This is a genomic window from Shewanella loihica PV-4, assembly GCF_000016065.1.
GTDB lineage: Bacteria > Pseudomonadota > Gammaproteobacteria > Enterobacterales > Shewanellaceae > Shewanella > Shewanella loihica.
On the sequence record NC_009092.1, the window covers coordinates 4,107,093 to 4,122,782 of the forward strand.

The following is a 15,690-nucleotide window of genomic DNA, read 5'->3' on the forward strand; positions in this document are numbered from 1 at the left end:
TAAACAAGATTAATTAAAGGACATTATAATGGCTACCGCATCGCTTGCTAAAACATCAACTAAAAAGCAAAAAGCAGCCAAAGCTCAACCTAAAGTGGTCACTTTTGAATGGAAGGGAACTAACCGCGACGGAAAAAAAACCTCAGGCGAATTGAGAGGGACGTCACCTGCCGAAATAAAAGCACAACTAAAATCGCAAGGCGTCAACCCAAAAGTTGTCAAAAAGAAAGCTGAACCTCTATTTAAGAGTGATCCAAAAATAAAGGCAATGGATATCGCCATGATCACACGCCAGATTGCGACAATGTTGGCGGCAGGTGTCCCCATTGTAACAACCCTTGAGATGCTAGGGCGCGGTCACGAAAAGCCTAGAATGCGCGAGTTACTTGGAACAATTGTGGCTGATGTGCAGTCCGGTATACCACTATCCGACTCTTTAAAACCCCACAGACAATATTTTGATGATCTTTACGTTGATTTGGTTGGTGCTGGAGAACACTCAGGTTCCCTAGATGCCGTATTTGACAGAATTGCAACGTACAGAGAAAAAGCTGAAGCACTAAAATCAAAAATAAAAAAGGCAATGTTCTATCCTGCTGCCGTTATCGTTGTTGCTATAGCTGTTACAACACTATTATTGTTATTTGTTGTACCGCAGTTTGAAGACATATTTGCTGGTTTTGGAGCTGAGCTCCCGGCATTTACACAAATGATTGTAAGTATCTCGCGATGGCTTCAATCTTCTTGGTATTTTTTTGTAATAGGCATAGTTGTCTCTATTTGGTCATTTAAAAAGGCTCATTTAAAATCGGCGGGATTCCGAAATAAAGTAGATGAGCTAGTGCTGAAAATCCCAATTATTGGTGAAATTTTACACAAGGCGGCAATGGCAAGATTTGCGAGAACTTTAGCAACAACCTTTGCAGCAGGTGTTCCCCTAATTGATGGACTAGAATCTGCCGCCGGAGCATCTGGTAACTATGTCTACCGCAGCGCACTTACGAAAGTTCGTACAGAGGTAATGTCTGGGATGCAAATGAACGTCGCTATGCGTACCACAGGACTTTTCCCGGACATGCTTATCCAAATGGTTATGATAGGTGAAGAATCTGGTGGCCTCGATGATATGCTAAATAAGATAGCGAACATATATGAAATGCAAGTAGATGACGCAGTTGACGGATTATCTAGCTTAATTGAACCAATGATGATGGTCGTCATTGGTACACTCGTTGGGGGGTTAATTATAGGGATGTACCTCCCTATCTTCCAGATGGGTAATGTCGTCGGCGGCTAACCCTTAAATTTTTCGAACAATAAAAATAAACTTTATCAATGACTGAATTTATCCAATTAATGGCTCAGTACCCTTTGCTGTTTGCCGCAATTTCTTTTGTCTTTGCAGCCGTGATTGGCAGCTTTTTAAATGTAGTCATTCATCGCCTTCCGGTGATGATGAAAAGAGAATGGCAAGAGGAATGCAACCAATATCTCGACGAATACCACAAGGCTACCGTTACAGAAATTAAAGATAAGCTAGCCCAGCCTATCGATGATTTTCCGGAAAAATACAATCTTATCGTTCCTGGCTCATCTTGCCCTAAGTGTAAAACCGATATAAAACCTTGGCACAACCTCCCCGTAATTGGGTGGTTAATGTTAGGAGGTAAGTGCGCTCATTGTAAGACAAGTATTTCTGTAAGGTATCCCATCATAGAGGCCTTAACAGGATTTGCAGTGGCCTACCTCGCTTACCATTTTGGCCCGACCTGGCAATTTGTCTTTGCCACCTTGCTAACCTTCGGCCTGATAGCTTTAACAGGGATAGATCTCGATGAAATGCTATTACCTGATCAGATCACACTGCCACTGCTATGGCTAGGCCTACTTATAAATCTAAATGGCACCTATGTCTCGATTACAGATGCGGTCATTGGCGCTTCTGCAGGCTATATGAGCCTTTGGAGCGTGTTCTGGGGATTCAAAATATTAACCGGCAAGGAAGGTATGGGTTATGGCGACTTTAAGCTATTAGCCGTATTCGGTGCCTGGTTTGGCTGGCAATTACTGCCCCTCATCATCCTGTTATCCTCCATTGTTGGCGCACTAGTTGGCTTGCTGCTCATCGTCAATAAGAAGATCAATTCTGGCAATCCCATACCATTTGGCCCTTATATCGCCTTAGCAGGCTGGATAGCCATGATTTGGGGTGAGAATATAGTAAATTGGTACCTATCTACCTTATAGCCTTTAGCTAAGAAAACATCATGTCGAAATTTGTTGTAGGCCTCACCGGCGGTATAGGAAGCGGCAAGACAACTGTCGCCAACTTGTTTGGCGAATTGGGTATTGATCTTGTTGACGCAGATGTTGTCAGTAGAGAGGTTGTCGCCAAGGGAACAAAAGGGCTAACCGAAATTGCTCACCATTTTGGTCCAAGCGTCCTACTTGAAAATGGTGAGCTCAATCGCGCTGCTTTAAGAGAAAAAATTTTTAACGACCCATCTGCAAGAGAGTGGTTGAATAACCTCCTGCACCCGTTAATTCGGACGGAAATGTTAACACAATTGCAAAATGCGACCTCGGCCTACGCAATTTTAGTTGTCCCCTTGCTATTTGAGAACGGTTTAGATAGGTTAGTCAATTGCACTTTAGTGGTTGATATTTCGCCAGAGTTACAAATAAAGCGGACCACTGAAAGGGATGCTGTCGATGCGCAGCAAGTAAAAAATATAATAGCTAGCCAGGCGAGCAGAGACGAAAAACTATCTAAAGCCGATGATGTTATCGATAATCGAGGTGATATCTCGGCATTAAAAGAAAAAGTCGCTGCATTACATAATAAATACATAAAATTAGCCGCTCAGACTTGATAATCGTCATGAATGAATTGATCTATGAACAACCGCTAAACGAGAAGACTCGAAGCTACCTTAGGCTAGAGTACCTCGCTAATCAGGTGCAAAGTAATTTAGATCAAGATCATCAACATCGTTGTTTCTATCCGTTATTTTCTCTTTGTGAACTCACCGAACGTTGTGACTATCGCGGTGAAATTATAAAAGACATCGATAAGCAGCTCATAAACCTCAAAAAATGGCAGCACCTCCCCCACATCGATGAGCAGCAGGTAGAAGGCTATATCGATCAGATGCAAGAGGCGAGAGTTAAGCTAATCCGCTGTGAACGACCCGGTCAAAAACTAAAACAAGACAGATTTCTCTCAGCATTACGTCAGCGATTCGGCATGCCAGGTGCCTGCTGTAATTTCGATCTACCCCAGCTACATTACTGGTTAGCCAAACCCTGGGAAGTACGCCAGCAAGAGTACAAGAACTGGACAGAACATTTCGAATGCCTGTTAACACCAATCAAATTACTACTTGAGCTCACCCGTAAAACAACCGTTTATAACCCTGCAACGGCCACCGCTGGCTTTTATCAAGGGTCGAGCACTCAAGCCCTCTCACTTATCCGAGTGAAGATAGATCCCGCTCAGGGATGCTACCCCACCATCAGTGGCAACCGTAACCGCTACGCCATACATTTCGTCTTATTTGACCAACAAAAACACTCAGACAGATCGATAGACTTTATGTTGGCAACCTGCACCTAAAGTGGTTTACCATAGCCGACTGTTACAAACCGGCCTATGGGAATGTTTATGCCAACCACAGTTAAGTGCCCTACCTGCCAGAAAGAGGTGCTTTGGTCAAAAGAATCTCAATTTAAACCCTTCTGCAGTGAAAGATGTAAGCTGATCGACCTTGGCGACTGGGCATCAGAAAAGCACGCCATCCCAGTAAAACCCGAGTTTGATCCCGAAGCCCTAGATTCATTAGGCTATGAAGAAGCAGACTTTTTTAAGGATCATTAAATGAAACGTGTGCACGTCGCGGTAGGCATAGTATTCGATGAACAAGAGCAGATCTTACTTGCCAAACGCCCAGATCACCTACACCAAGGTGGGAAGTGGGAATTTCCTGGTGGCAAGGTCGAATCTGGTGAGACAACCTCCGAAGCGCTGATAAGAGAGTTAAGGGAGGAAGTTGCAATAAAAGTTACCTCCACAAGCCCCTTAATGGCAATTTCCCACGATTATCCGGATAAACAGGTATATCTTGATATCCATACAGTAAAATCCTTTTCTGGTGAAGCTCAGGGACTTGAAGGCCAAGAAGTTAAATGGGCTAGACTCGACGAGCTCAAAGACTTTGACTTTCCAGAAGCCAATACGCCCATCATAGAAAAACTCCTCTCGTTATAGCAACGAATCCGAAGCCCGAAAATTAGCTCGGGCTTTAACCCTCCCTTCCTAACAAATCACAATCGCTATCAACACATCACTCCCCGAAGAAGGAGCTTCTCGAATAATTACGATCAATATGAGATAAGCGACTTATCACACCTATTTTTGATTAAAGAAATCCACCACTCATCCAAAAAGTAATGTCCCACTAAGTAATCAGGCTTGATAATAATGGGTTAAGCGTAATGCAGACAATTTAAAGTCCCACATAGACTCTAATACCTATACTGCAAAGTTTTCGCTAAGAGCTTGAGAGCCTTGTTTGCGTGAGTAATCCACACAAATGCAAAATGCTCACGACTTCACCAAGTTAATCATTCTGTCCTCTCTTACTTATACCAACAGCGAATGGGTATCGAGTAATAGCAATGGGCTCAAGCTAGAAACCCCACCGTATTGAATTAAGAGTGAATAAATAAAATCAAGGTCTCTCACATAGGGGCGTAAGACATCCGCTTATCAAGCGCAGCTTCATGGATGACGGGAGCGCGAAGCAGCTAGGCTGCGAGCTGAGGGCCCCGACCGCCATGGATGGCGGAAATGCAGTTAATGATTGGAGCACTTAACTGCCACCCACGAAGTGGCTGTGGGCTGCGTGTGAAGTAGCACTTTCGCGCGACCTACATGGATGTAGGAAGTGCCTTAAATTGCCAGGAGCAATTTAGGCGCCTGTCATGGCCAGCTCCGCTAAAGCTTCGCGCTCATAAGCACATCGCTATCGCGATATCCGCCCTACTTCACATGGAAATGTACCTCACTGCGTTCGGGCTCTTTATATTCCCCATGTTCGAGTCGATATTTCAAAAGCTGTTAAACGAAAAAATCCCCAGCACAAGGTGCTGGGGATTTATCGTTTATTAGGCGCCTGGAAATGACCTACTCTCACATGGGGAGACCCCACACTACCATCGGCGCGATTGCGTTTCACTTCTGAGTTCGGGATGGGATCAGGTGGGACCACAATGCTATGGTTTCCAGACAAATTTGGAAATTTAGAAAGCTGTTTGAGTTCGCACTTCAATCAAGTACTTTTGTATTCTTTTGATTACGTAAAACCATTACTTACTTTGCAGTAAAACCCTTTTGGGTTGTATGGTTAAGCCTCACGAGTCATTAGTACAGGTTAGCTCAACGCCTCACAACGCTTACACACCCTGCCTATCAACGTCCTAGTCTCGGACGGCTCTTTAGAGACCTTAAAGGTCTAGGGATGACTCATCTTAGGGCTCGCTTCCCGCTTAGATGCTTTCAGCGGTTATCGATTCCGAACGTAGCTACCGGGCAATGCCATTGGCATGACAACCCGAACACCAGCGGTTCGTCCACTCCGGTCCTCTCGTACTAGGAGCAGCTCCCTTCAATCATCCAACGCCCACGGCAGATAGGGACCGAACTGTCTCACGACGTTCTGAACCCAGCTCGCGTACCACTTTAAATGGCGAACAGCCATACCCTTGGGACCGACTTCAGCCCCAGGATGTGATGAGCCGACATCGAGGTGCCAAACACCGCCGTCGATATGAACTCTTGGGCGGTATCAGCCTGTTATCCCCGGAGTACCTTTTATCCGTTGAGCGATGGCCCTTCCATTCAGAACCACCGGATCACTATGACCTGCTTTCGCACCTGCTCGACGTGTATGTCTCGCAGTTAAGCTGGCTTATGCCATTGCACTAACCGTACGATGTCCGACCGTACTTAGCCAACCTTCGTGCTCCTCCGTTACTCTTTGGGAGGAGACCGCCCCAGTCAAACTACCCACCAGGCACTGTCCTCAACCCCGATTCAGGGGCCAGAGTTAGAACATCAACACTACAAGGGTGGTATTTCAAGGATGACTCCACGAGAACTGGCGTTCCCGCTTCAAAGTCTCCCACCTATCCTACACATGTAGGGTCAATGTTCAGTGCCAAGCTATAGTAAAGGTTCACGGGGTCTTTCCGTCTAGCCGCGGGTATACGGCATCTTCACCGCAATTTCAACTTCACTGAGTCTCGGCTGGAGACAGCGTGGCCATCATTACGCCATTCGTGCAGGTCGGAACTTACCCGACAAGGAATTTCGCTACCTTAGGACCGTTATAGTTACGGCCGCCGTTTACCGGGGCTTCGATCATGAGCTTCTCCGAAGATAACCCAATCAATTAACCTTCCGGCACCGGGCAGGCGTCACACCGTATACGTCATCTTGCGATTTTGCACAGTGCTGTGTTTTTGATAAACAGTTGCAGCCACCTGGTATCTGCGACTCCCGTCAGCTTAGAGAGCAAGTCTCATCACCAACAGGAGCGTACCTTCTCCCGAAGTTACGGTACCATTTTGCCTAGTTCCTTCAGCCGAGTTCTCTCAAGCGCCTTGGTATTCTCTACCCGACCACCTGTGTCGGTTTGGGGTACGATTCCTACTAACCTGAAGCTTAGAAGATTTTCCTGGAAGCATGGCATCAACTACTTCATCACCGTAGTGACTCGTCATCAACTCTCAGTATTAGGTGCCCGGATTTGCCTAAGTACCCTACCTACAGCCTTAAACGCGGACAACCAACGCCGCGCTAGCCTAGCCTTCTCCGTCTCTCCATCGCAGTTAGCAGAAGTACGGGAATATTAACCCGTTTCCCATCGACTACGCCTTTCGGCCTCGCCTTAGGGGTCGACTCACCCTGCCCCGATTAACGTTGGACAGGAACCCTTGGTCTTTCGGCGAGGAGGTTTTTCACCCCCTTTATCGTTACTCATGTCAGCATTCGCACTTCTGATACCTCCAGCGTGGGTTACCCCTTCACCTTCAACGGCTTACAGAACGCTCCTCTACCGCACTAGCGCAAGCGCTAGTACCCATAGCTTCGGTGTATTGCTTAGCCCCGTTATATCTTCCGCGCAGGCCGACTCGACTAGTGAGCTATTACGCTTTCTTTAAATGATGGCTGCTTCTAAGCCAACATCCTAGCTGTCTAAGCCTTCCCACATCGTTTCCCACTTAGCAATAACTTTGGGACCTTAGCTGATGGTCTGGGTTGTTTCCCTTTTCACGACGGACGTTAGCACCCGCCGTGTGTCTCCCGAGTAGTACTCATTGGTATTCGGAGTTTGCAAAGGGTTGGTAAGTCGGGATGACCCCCTAGCCTTAACAGTGCTCTACCCCCAATGGTATTCGCTCGAGGCGCTACCTAAATAGCTTTCGAGGAGAACCAGATATCTCCCGGTTTGATTGGCCTTTCACCCCCAGCCACAAGTCATCACCGCATTTTTCAACATACGTGTGTTCGGTCCTCCAGTTGATGTTACTCAACCTTCAACCTGCCCATGGCTAGATCACCGGGTTTCGGGTCTACACCTTGCAACTAAACGCGCAGTTAACACTCGGTTTCCCTACGGCTCCGCTATTCGCTTAACCTCGCTACAAAATGTAAGTCGCTGACCCATTATACAAAAGGTACGCAGTCACGGTCTCAAGAACCGCTCCCACTGCTTGTACGTATACGGTTTCAGGTTCTATTTCACTCCCCTCACAGGGGTTCTTTTCGCCTTTCCCTCACGGTACTGGTTCACTATCGGTCAGTCAGGAGTATTTAGCCTTGGAGGATGGTCCCCCCATATTCGAACAAGATATCACGTGTCCCGTCCTACTCGTTTTCACCTAAAGTTAGTTTTCATGTACGGGGCTATCACCCTGTATCGCTGTGCTTTCCAACACATTCCACTAACACCCTCTAGGCTTAAGGGCTAATCCCCGTTCGCTCGCCGCTACTAGGGGAATCTCGGTTGATTTCTTTTCCTAAGGGTACTTAGATGTTTCAGTTCCCCTCGTTCGCCTCACTAAGCTATGTATTCACTTAGTGATGACACCTTATGGTGCCGGGTTTCCCCATTCGGACATCGTTAGCTCAAATGCTTGTTACTAGCTCGCCAACGCTTTTCGCAAGTTACTACGTCCTTCATCGCCTCTGACTGCCAAGGCATCCACCGTATACGCTTAGTCACTTAACCATACAACCCAAATGAGTTTCATCTGAGTCGCATCGCAACTAACGGTTTCTACTTTCGCCAAAAGAATACTCAAGTCACTTGATTAAAGTGTGTTTTGAGAACTCAATTATTTTTCGCAATAATCTTTCGATTATTACTATCAGCTTTCCAAATTTTTAAAGAACAAGCATCGTCGCTCGGACGTGCCACTCGCTCTAACAAGAACAAGTTATCTGTGTGAACACTCAACAAATATCAGTCAATCGTATAGGTAAGGAGGTGATCCAGCCCCAGGTTCCCCTAGGGCTACCTTGTTACGACTTCACCCCAGTCATGAACCACACCGTGGTAAACGCCCTCCCGAAGGTTAAGCTATCTACTTCTGGTGCAGCCCACTCCCATGGTGTGACGGGCGGTGTGTACAAGGCCCGGGAACGTATTCACCGTGGCATTCTGATCCACGATTACTAGCGATTCCGACTTCATGGAGTCGAGTTGCAGACTCCAATCCGGACTACGACCGGCTTTGTGAGATTAGCTCCACCTCGCGGCTTCGCAACCCTCTGTACCGACCATTGTAGCACGTGTGTAGCCCTACTCGTAAGGGCCATGATGACTTGACGTCGTCCCCACCTTCCTCCGGTTTATCACCGGCAGTCTCCCTAAAGTTCCCGGCATTACCCGCTGGCAAGTAAGGATAAGGGTTGCGCTCGTTGCGGGACTTAACCCAACATTTCACAACACGAGCTGACGACAGCCATGCAGCACCTGTCTCAGAGTTCCCGAAGGCACCAATTCATCTCTGAAAAGTTCTCTGGATGTCAAGAGTAGGTAAGGTTCTTCGCGTTGCATCGAATTAAACCACATGCTCCACCGCTTGTGCGGGCCCCCGTCAATTCATTTGAGTTTTAACCTTGCGGCCGTACTCCCCAGGCGGTCTACTTAATGCGTTAGCTTGAGAACCCAGTGTTCAAGACACCAAATTCCGAGTAGACATCGTTTACGGCGTGGACTACCAGGGTATCTAATCCTGTTTGCTCCCCACGCTTTCGTACCTGAGCGTCAGTCTTTGTCCAGGGGGCCGCCTTCGCCACCGGTATTCCTTCAGATCTCTACGCATTTCACCGCTACACCTGAAATTCTACCCCCCTCTACAAGACTCTAGTTGACCAGTTCGAAATGCAGTTCCCAGGTTAAGCCCGGGGCTTTCACATCTCGCTTAATCAACCGCCTGCGTACGCTTTACGCCCAGTAATTCCGATTAACGCTTGCACCCCTCGTATTACCGCGGCTGCTGGCACGAAGTTAGCCGGTGCTTCTTCTGCGAGTAACGTCACAGCTAACGGGTATTAACCGTTAACCTTTCCTCCTCGCTGAAAGTGCTTTACAACCCGAAGGCCTTCTTCACACACGCGGCATGGCTGCATCAGGCTTGCGCCCATTGTGCAATATTCCCCACTGCTGCCTCCCGTAGGAGTCTGGGCCGTGTCTCAGTCCCAGTGTGGCTGATCATCCTCTCAGAACAGCTAGGGATCGTCGCCTAGGTGAGCCATTACCTCACCTACTAGCTAATCCCACCTAGGTACATCCAATCGCAGAAGGTCCGAAGATCCCCTCTTTTCCCCCGTAGGGCGTATGCGGTATTAGCAGTCGTTTCCAACTGTTATCCCCCTCGACTGGGCAGTTCCCTAGGCATTACTCACCCGTCCGCCGCTCGTCATCTTCAAAAGCAAGCTTTTGAAATGTTACCGCTCGACTTGCATGTGTTAGGCCTGCCGCCAGCGTTCAATCTGAGCCATGATCAAACTCTTCAATTAAAAGTTTTTGTGTTTGGCTTGCGCCAAACGACTCAATGAATTCTGATTCACATAAATGACTCGGAAGAATCATCTACATGTTTGTACATATTGCTATGGACTCTCATCGTTGCATTGAGATTTAAATCGTTTTCGATTAACTCAATACCTGTGAGTGTCCACACAGATTTCTTGTTTTATCTTGTTAAAGAACGTTCGCCTCATACTGGAGTCCAGCGGGCTAGGGCTGCGTATTCTACGCTTCTCCCTGTCGGCGTCAAGCGCTTTTTTCAAAAGATTTTTAAGTGGTTAATTACTGTGCTTTCGCGTTGTAACTACCGGCTTAAAAACTCGAACCGCTTATCGCCTTGACTCGACATTCGTTACTTACTCACTTGGTAAGTAGCGCCGTTTGCCGTGTCAGTGGGAGCGCATTATAGGGAGCCAAATCTTTTTCGCAAGGGCTTTTTTCAATAAAAATGAACTCATTTTTTATACCTGACATAAGCACACCCTTTACACCAATTGCGCACAAAGTTATCCACAAAAGCGATAATTGAAGCACTGGCACAGGCTGGTCACCGCTTACCTTCAAACACAGTAAACTGGCTAACTTAAGAAACTTGAGCGCTAACACACCCATGCGCTTTCTATAAACAAAAGGAAATAGCTATCGCCTTTACGATCAGAATAAATACCTACCCATCACTTCTCAGGTAGAAATTAGGGCAACGAAGAGGTAGAGATAGAGATAGAGATAGAGATAGAGATAGAGATAGAGATAGAGATAGAGATAGAGATAGGCAATCTCCACACTGTCTTAGAAGGAGTTCTGATAACAGGCCAGCTATTGAATTAAGAATGAGGTATCCACTAAGCGATTGACGTACTACCTACCATGAACGCCCAAAAGCCGTAAGGAATGTAAATTAACTCTAGAACAGTACAAACAACTTAGCTCACTGAAACATTACGTTATTACGGTCAACTTAACTAAGGAGATGAAGAACTTTTTGGATCTTTAGCGCCTATCATGGACAGCTTCGGCCAAGCTCTCCAAATCCTCCATCTTCTGCACCAAATTGCATTTGATCGACGCAAATACTTCTCTCCTATTCCGCTATGATTTGTGGACATGTCGATTTAGCAGTATCCATTTATCGAACTATCGCATGAGGCGTAAGAGATCTGATTATCTAGCTCATCTGGATGGTTGGATCGTGAAGGTACCTGTGGCTAGGCTGCAAGCTGAGAAGCAAGAGAGCCCTGAACGGCGGAAGTGTCGGCATTGCAGAATGCATTATCAACCTCTGCATGGGATTGCACCTCACTCGTAAGAACGCTTTACCTTCCCCATGTTCGAGTGAGATTCCTCGTTATTAGACGCCTGAAAATAACCTGCTCGGTTCGTGAAGCGAATACATGGGTGTGAAAGTAAGGCTCTTTGAAAAAGCAGTACTTAGCCTGACTTGAACACGGAGAAGCTATGCTTCGCGGCCGATGACAAGGCACATGGATGTAGCGAATGTCATAAACGCAGGATGCAGTTTATGACCACGCTCGGCGGCGGGGTGACATCGGGGTAAAGTTTTTTCTCAGCGTGTAGAAAGTAAAAAGCCCTAGCGTTTTAGGCTAGGGCTTTTTGCTATATTAGGCGCCTGGAAATGACCTACTCTCACATGGGGAGACCCCACACTACCATCGGCGCGATTGCGTTTCACTTCTGAGTTCGGGATGGGATCAGGTGGGACCACAATGCTATGGTTTCCAGACAAATTTAGTGGTGCTGATACCCAGAATCGAACTGGGGACCTCATCCTTACCAAGGATGCGCTCTACCGACTGAGCCATATCAGCACAAAACTGTTAAATAACTATGCGTCTTACTCTAAATGCGCTTGGTTATTTTGCTTATACCTTAAAGGTTAAGCGAAATTAGTGTCTGGAAATGACCTACTCTCACATGGGGAGACCCCACACTACCATCGGCGCGATTGCGTTTCACTTCTGAGTTCGGGATGGGATCAGGTGGGACCACAATGCTATGGTTTCCAGACAAATTTGGAAATTTAGAAAGCTGTTTGAGTTCGCACTTCAATCAAGTACTTTTGTATTCTTTTGATTACGTAAAACCATTACTTACTTTGCAGTAAAACCCTTTTGGGTTGTATGGTTAAGCCTCACGAGTCATTAGTACAGGTTAGCTCAACGCCTCACAACGCTTACACACCCTGCCTATCAACGTCCTAGTCTCGGACGGCTCTTTAGAGACCTTAAAGGTCTAGGGATGACTCATCTTAGGGCTCGCTTCCCGCTTAGATGCTTTCAGCGGTTATCGATTCCGAACGTAGCTACCGGGCAATGCCATTGGCATGACAACCCGAACACCAGCGGTTCGTCCACTCCGGTCCTCTCGTACTAGGAGCAGCTCCCTTCAATCATCCAACGCCCACGGCAGATAGGGACCGAACTGTCTCACGACGTTCTGAACCCAGCTCGCGTACCACTTTAAATGGCGAACAGCCATACCCTTGGGACCGACTTCAGCCCCAGGATGTGATGAGCCGACATCGAGGTGCCAAACACCGCCGTCGATATGAACTCTTGGGCGGTATCAGCCTGTTATCCCCGGAGTACCTTTTATCCGTTGAGCGATGGCCCTTCCATTCAGAACCACCGGATCACTATGACCTGCTTTCGCACCTGCTCGACGTGTATGTCTCGCAGTTAAGCTGGCTTATGCCATTGCACTAACCGTACGATGTCCGACCGTACTTAGCCAACCTTCGTGCTCCTCCGTTACTCTTTGGGAGGAGACCGCCCCAGTCAAACTACCCACCAGGCACTGTCCTCAACCCCGATTCAGGGGCCAGAGTTAGAACATCAACACTACAAGGGTGGTATTTCAAGGATGACTCCACGAGAACTGGCGTTCCCGCTTCAAAGTCTCCCACCTATCCTACACATGTAGGGTCAATGTTCAGTGCCAAGCTATAGTAAAGGTTCACGGGGTCTTTCCGTCTAGCCGCGGGTATACGGCATCTTCACCGCAATTTCAACTTCACTGAGTCTCGGCTGGAGACAGCGTGGCCATCATTACGCCATTCGTGCAGGTCGGAACTTACCCGACAAGGAATTTCGCTACCTTAGGACCGTTATAGTTACGGCCGCCGTTTACCGGGGCTTCGATCATGAGCTTCTCCGAAGATAACCCAATCAATTAACCTTCCGGCACCGGGCAGGCGTCACACCGTATACGTCATCTTGCGATTTTGCACAGTGCTGTGTTTTTGATAAACAGTTGCAGCCACCTGGTATCTGCGACTCCCGTCAGCTTAGAGAGCAAGTCTCATCACCAACAGGAGCGTACCTTCTCCCGAAGTTACGGTACCATTTTGCCTAGTTCCTTCAGCCGAGTTCTCTCAAGCGCCTTGGTATTCTCTACCCGACCACCTGTGTCGGTTTGGGGTACGATTCCTACTAACCTGAAGCTTAGAAGATTTTCCTGGAAGCATGGCATCAACTACTTCATCACCGTAGTGACTCGTCATCAACTCTCAGTATTAGGTGCCCGGATTTGCCTAAGTACCCTACCTACAGCCTTAAACGCGGACAACCAACGCCGCGCTAGCCTAGCCTTCTCCGTCTCTCCATCGCAGTTAGCAGAAGTACGGGAATATTAACCCGTTTCCCATCGACTACGCCTTTCGGCCTCGCCTTAGGGGTCGACTCACCCTGCCCCGATTAACGTTGGACAGGAACCCTTGGTCTTTCGGCGAGGAGGTTTTTCACCCCCTTTATCGTTACTCATGTCAGCATTCGCACTTCTGATACCTCCAGCGTGGGTTACCCCTTCACCTTCAACGGCTTACAGAACGCTCCTCTACCGCACTAGCGCAAGCGCTAGTACCCATAGCTTCGGTGTATTGCTTAGCCCCGTTATATCTTCCGCGCAGGCCGACTCGACTAGTGAGCTATTACGCTTTCTTTAAATGATGGCTGCTTCTAAGCCAACATCCTAGCTGTCTAAGCCTTCCCACATCGTTTCCCACTTAGCAATAACTTTGGGACCTTAGCTGATGGTCTGGGTTGTTTCCCTTTTCACGACGGACGTTAGCACCCGCCGTGTGTCTCCCGAGTAGTACTCATTGGTATTCGGAGTTTGCAAAGGGTTGGTAAGTCGGGATGACCCCCTAGCCTTAACAGTGCTCTACCCCCAATGGTATTCGCTCGAGGCGCTACCTAAATAGCTTTCGAGGAGAACCAGATATCTCCCGGTTTGATTGGCCTTTCACCCCCAGCCACAAGTCATCACCGCATTTTTCAACATACGTGTGTTCGGTCCTCCAGTTGATGTTACTCAACCTTCAACCTGCCCATGGCTAGATCACCGGGTTTCGGGTCTACACCTTGCAACTAAACGCGCAGTTAACACTCGGTTTCCCTACGGCTCCGCTATTCGCTTAACCTCGCTACAAAATGTAAGTCGCTGACCCATTATACAAAAGGTACGCAGTCACGGTCTCAAGAACCGCTCCCACTGCTTGTACGTATACGGTTTCAGGTTCTATTTCACTCCCCTCACAGGGGTTCTTTTCGCCTTTCCCTCACGGTACTGGTTCACTATCGGTCAGTCAGGAGTATTTAGCCTTGGAGGATGGTCCCCCCATATTCGAACAAGATATCACGTGTCCCGTCCTACTCGTTTTCACCTAAAGTTAGTTTTCATGTACGGGGCTATCACCCTGTATCGCTGTGCTTTCCAACACATTCCACTAACACCCTCTAGGCTTAAGGGCTAATCCCCGTTCGCTCGCCGCTACTAGGGGAATCTCGGTTGATTTCTTTTCCTAAGGGTACTTAGATGTTTCAGTTCCCCTCGTTCGCCTCACTAAGCTATGTATTCACTTAGTGATGACACCTTATGGTGCCGGGTTTCCCCATTCGGACATCGTTAGCTCAAATGCTTGTTACTAGCTCGCCAACGCTTTTCGCAAGTTACTACGTCCTTCATCGCCTCTGACTGCCAAGGCATCCACCGTATACGCTTAGTCACTTAACCATACAACCCAAATGAGTTTCATCTGAGTCGCATCGCAACTAACGGTTTCTACTTTCGCCAAAAGAATACTCAAGTCACTTGATTAAAGTGTGTTTTGAGAACTCAATTATTTTCGCAATAACCTTTCGGTTATTACTATCAGCTTTCCAAATTTTTAAAGAGCGGGCTTAAAAAAGCCAAAGATAAATTCTGCATTTATCTTTGGCATCTCTAACCATAACTGCATGCTCTCTTTAAGAGCAAATGGTGGAGCTATGCGGGATCGAACCGCAGACCTCCTGCGTGCAAGGCAGGCGCTCTCCCAGCTGAGCTATAGCCCCATTACATGCAGCGAACAAAGTATACCATTGCCAATTCGAGTTGAAACAAGGCATGTATTGAGGACGTTTAGCCTGCTAAACGACGAAATACATAACGCAGTATCAACAAAGAATTGGTGGGTCAGAGTGGACTTGAACCACCGACCTCACCCTTATCAGGGGTGCGCTCTAACCAGCTGAGCTACAGACCCATTTCTTTTTGGCTTTTGATTAAGAATCAAAACCCTCAAAAATATCTT

The 15,690-nt window shown here is 47.5% G+C and carries 6 protein-coding genes, 3 tRNA genes and 6 rRNA genes; 6 read left to right on the forward strand and 9 right to left on the reverse strand.

Annotated elements, in window-relative coordinates; all coding sequences use genetic code 11:
* Positions 1 to 28 precede the first annotated feature (28 nt).
* From SHEW_RS17780 to mutT, 6 genes are read left to right on the forward strand one after another with little or no spacing between them, the layout of a single operon-like run.
* Positions 29 to 1,297 (forward strand): type II secretion system F family protein, encoded by a 1,269-nt coding sequence (locus SHEW_RS17780; protein WP_011867235.1) that lies wholly within the window; start codon positions 29 to 31, stop codon positions 1,295 to 1,297.
* A gap of 38 nt (positions 1,298 to 1,335) precedes the next feature.
* Entirely contained in the window at positions 1,336 to 2,247 is a 912-nt protein-coding gene (locus SHEW_RS17785; protein ID WP_011867236.1) for a prepilin peptidase, read from the forward strand.
* A gap of 20 nt (positions 2,248 to 2,267) precedes the next feature.
* Positions 2,268 to 2,873 (forward strand): dephospho-CoA kinase, encoded by a 606-nt coding sequence (gene coaE / locus SHEW_RS17790; protein ID WP_011867237.1) that lies wholly within the window; start codon positions 2,268 to 2,270, stop codon positions 2,871 to 2,873.
* An 8-nt stretch (positions 2,874 to 2,881) separates the two neighbouring features.
* A complete protein-coding gene (gene zapD / locus SHEW_RS17795) occupies positions 2,882 to 3,616 on the forward strand; it encodes a cell division protein ZapD (RefSeq protein ID WP_011867238.1) in 735 nt (244 codons plus the stop codon).
* A gap of 48 nt (positions 3,617 to 3,664) precedes the next feature.
* A complete protein-coding gene (yacG, locus tag SHEW_RS17800) occupies positions 3,665 to 3,877 on the forward strand; it encodes a DNA gyrase inhibitor YacG (protein WP_041407493.1) in 213 nt (70 codons plus the stop codon).
* The gene (mutT, locus tag SHEW_RS17805) at positions 3,878 to 4,267 is read left to right on the forward strand and encodes an 8-oxo-dGTP diphosphatase MutT (RefSeq protein WP_011867240.1); all 390 of its coding nucleotides are present in this window, start codon (positions 3,878 to 3,880) and stop codon (positions 4,265 to 4,267) included.
* Positions 4,268 to 5,172: 905 nt separating this feature from the next.
* Here the strand turns inward: mutT and rrf (SHEW_RS17815) are convergent.
* The 9 genes from rrf (SHEW_RS17815) to SHEW_RS17860 all read right to left on the reverse strand — a co-directional run bounded on the left by rrf (SHEW_RS17815) (position 5,173) and on the right by SHEW_RS17860 (position 15,642).
* Positions 5,173 to 5,288: ribosomal RNA gene (gene rrf / locus SHEW_RS17815) — 5S ribosomal RNA — on the reverse strand.
* Between the two features lie 113 nt (positions 5,289 to 5,401).
* Positions 5,402 to 8,294, reverse strand: a 23S ribosomal RNA gene (locus SHEW_RS17820).
* Between the two features lie 251 nt (positions 8,295 to 8,545).
* Positions 8,546 to 10,090 (reverse strand): 16S ribosomal RNA (locus SHEW_RS17825).
* A 1,635-nt stretch (positions 10,091 to 11,725) separates the two neighbouring features.
* Positions 11,726 to 11,841: ribosomal RNA gene (gene rrf, locus SHEW_RS17835) — 5S ribosomal RNA — on the reverse strand.
* A 9-nt stretch (positions 11,842 to 11,850) separates the two neighbouring features.
* Positions 11,851 to 11,926 (reverse strand) — tRNA-Thr (locus SHEW_RS17840).
* A gap of 83 nt (positions 11,927 to 12,009) precedes the next feature.
* Positions 12,010 to 12,125, reverse strand: a 5S ribosomal RNA gene (rrf, locus tag SHEW_RS17845).
* Between the two features lie 113 nt (positions 12,126 to 12,238).
* Positions 12,239 to 15,131 (reverse strand): 23S ribosomal RNA (locus SHEW_RS17850).
* The 16S, 23S and 5S rRNA genes sit together here with 3 tRNA genes alongside, the layout of an rRNA operon.
* A gap of 244 nt (positions 15,132 to 15,375) precedes the next feature.
* A tRNA-Ala gene (locus SHEW_RS17855) sits at positions 15,376 to 15,451 on the reverse strand.
* Between the two features lie 114 nt (positions 15,452 to 15,565).
* Positions 15,566 to 15,642: transfer RNA gene (locus tag SHEW_RS17860), tRNA-Ile, on the reverse strand.
* Positions 15,643 to 15,690: the final 48 nt, after the last annotated feature.

Bases quoted from the DNA above. Each gene is read 5' to 3' on its own strand.
- SHEW_RS17780 (WP_011867235.1), top strand. From the start codon at position 29: ATGGCTACCGCATCGCTTGCTAAAACATCAACTAAAAAGCAAAAAGCA.
- SHEW_RS17785 (WP_011867236.1), top strand. From the start codon at position 1,336: ATGACTGAATTTATCCAATTAATGGCTCAGTACCCTTTGCTGTTTGCC.
- coaE (WP_011867237.1), top strand. From the start codon at position 2,268: ATGTCGAAATTTGTTGTAGGCCTCACCGGCGGTATAGGAAGCGGCAAG.
- zapD (WP_011867238.1), top strand. From the start codon at position 2,882: ATGAATGAATTGATCTATGAACAACCGCTAAACGAGAAGACTCGAAGC.
- yacG (WP_041407493.1), top strand. From the start codon at position 3,665: ATGCCAACCACAGTTAAGTGCCCTACCTGCCAGAAAGAGGTGCTTTGG.
- mutT (WP_011867240.1), top strand. From the start codon at position 3,878: ATGAAACGTGTGCACGTCGCGGTAGGCATAGTATTCGATGAACAAGAG.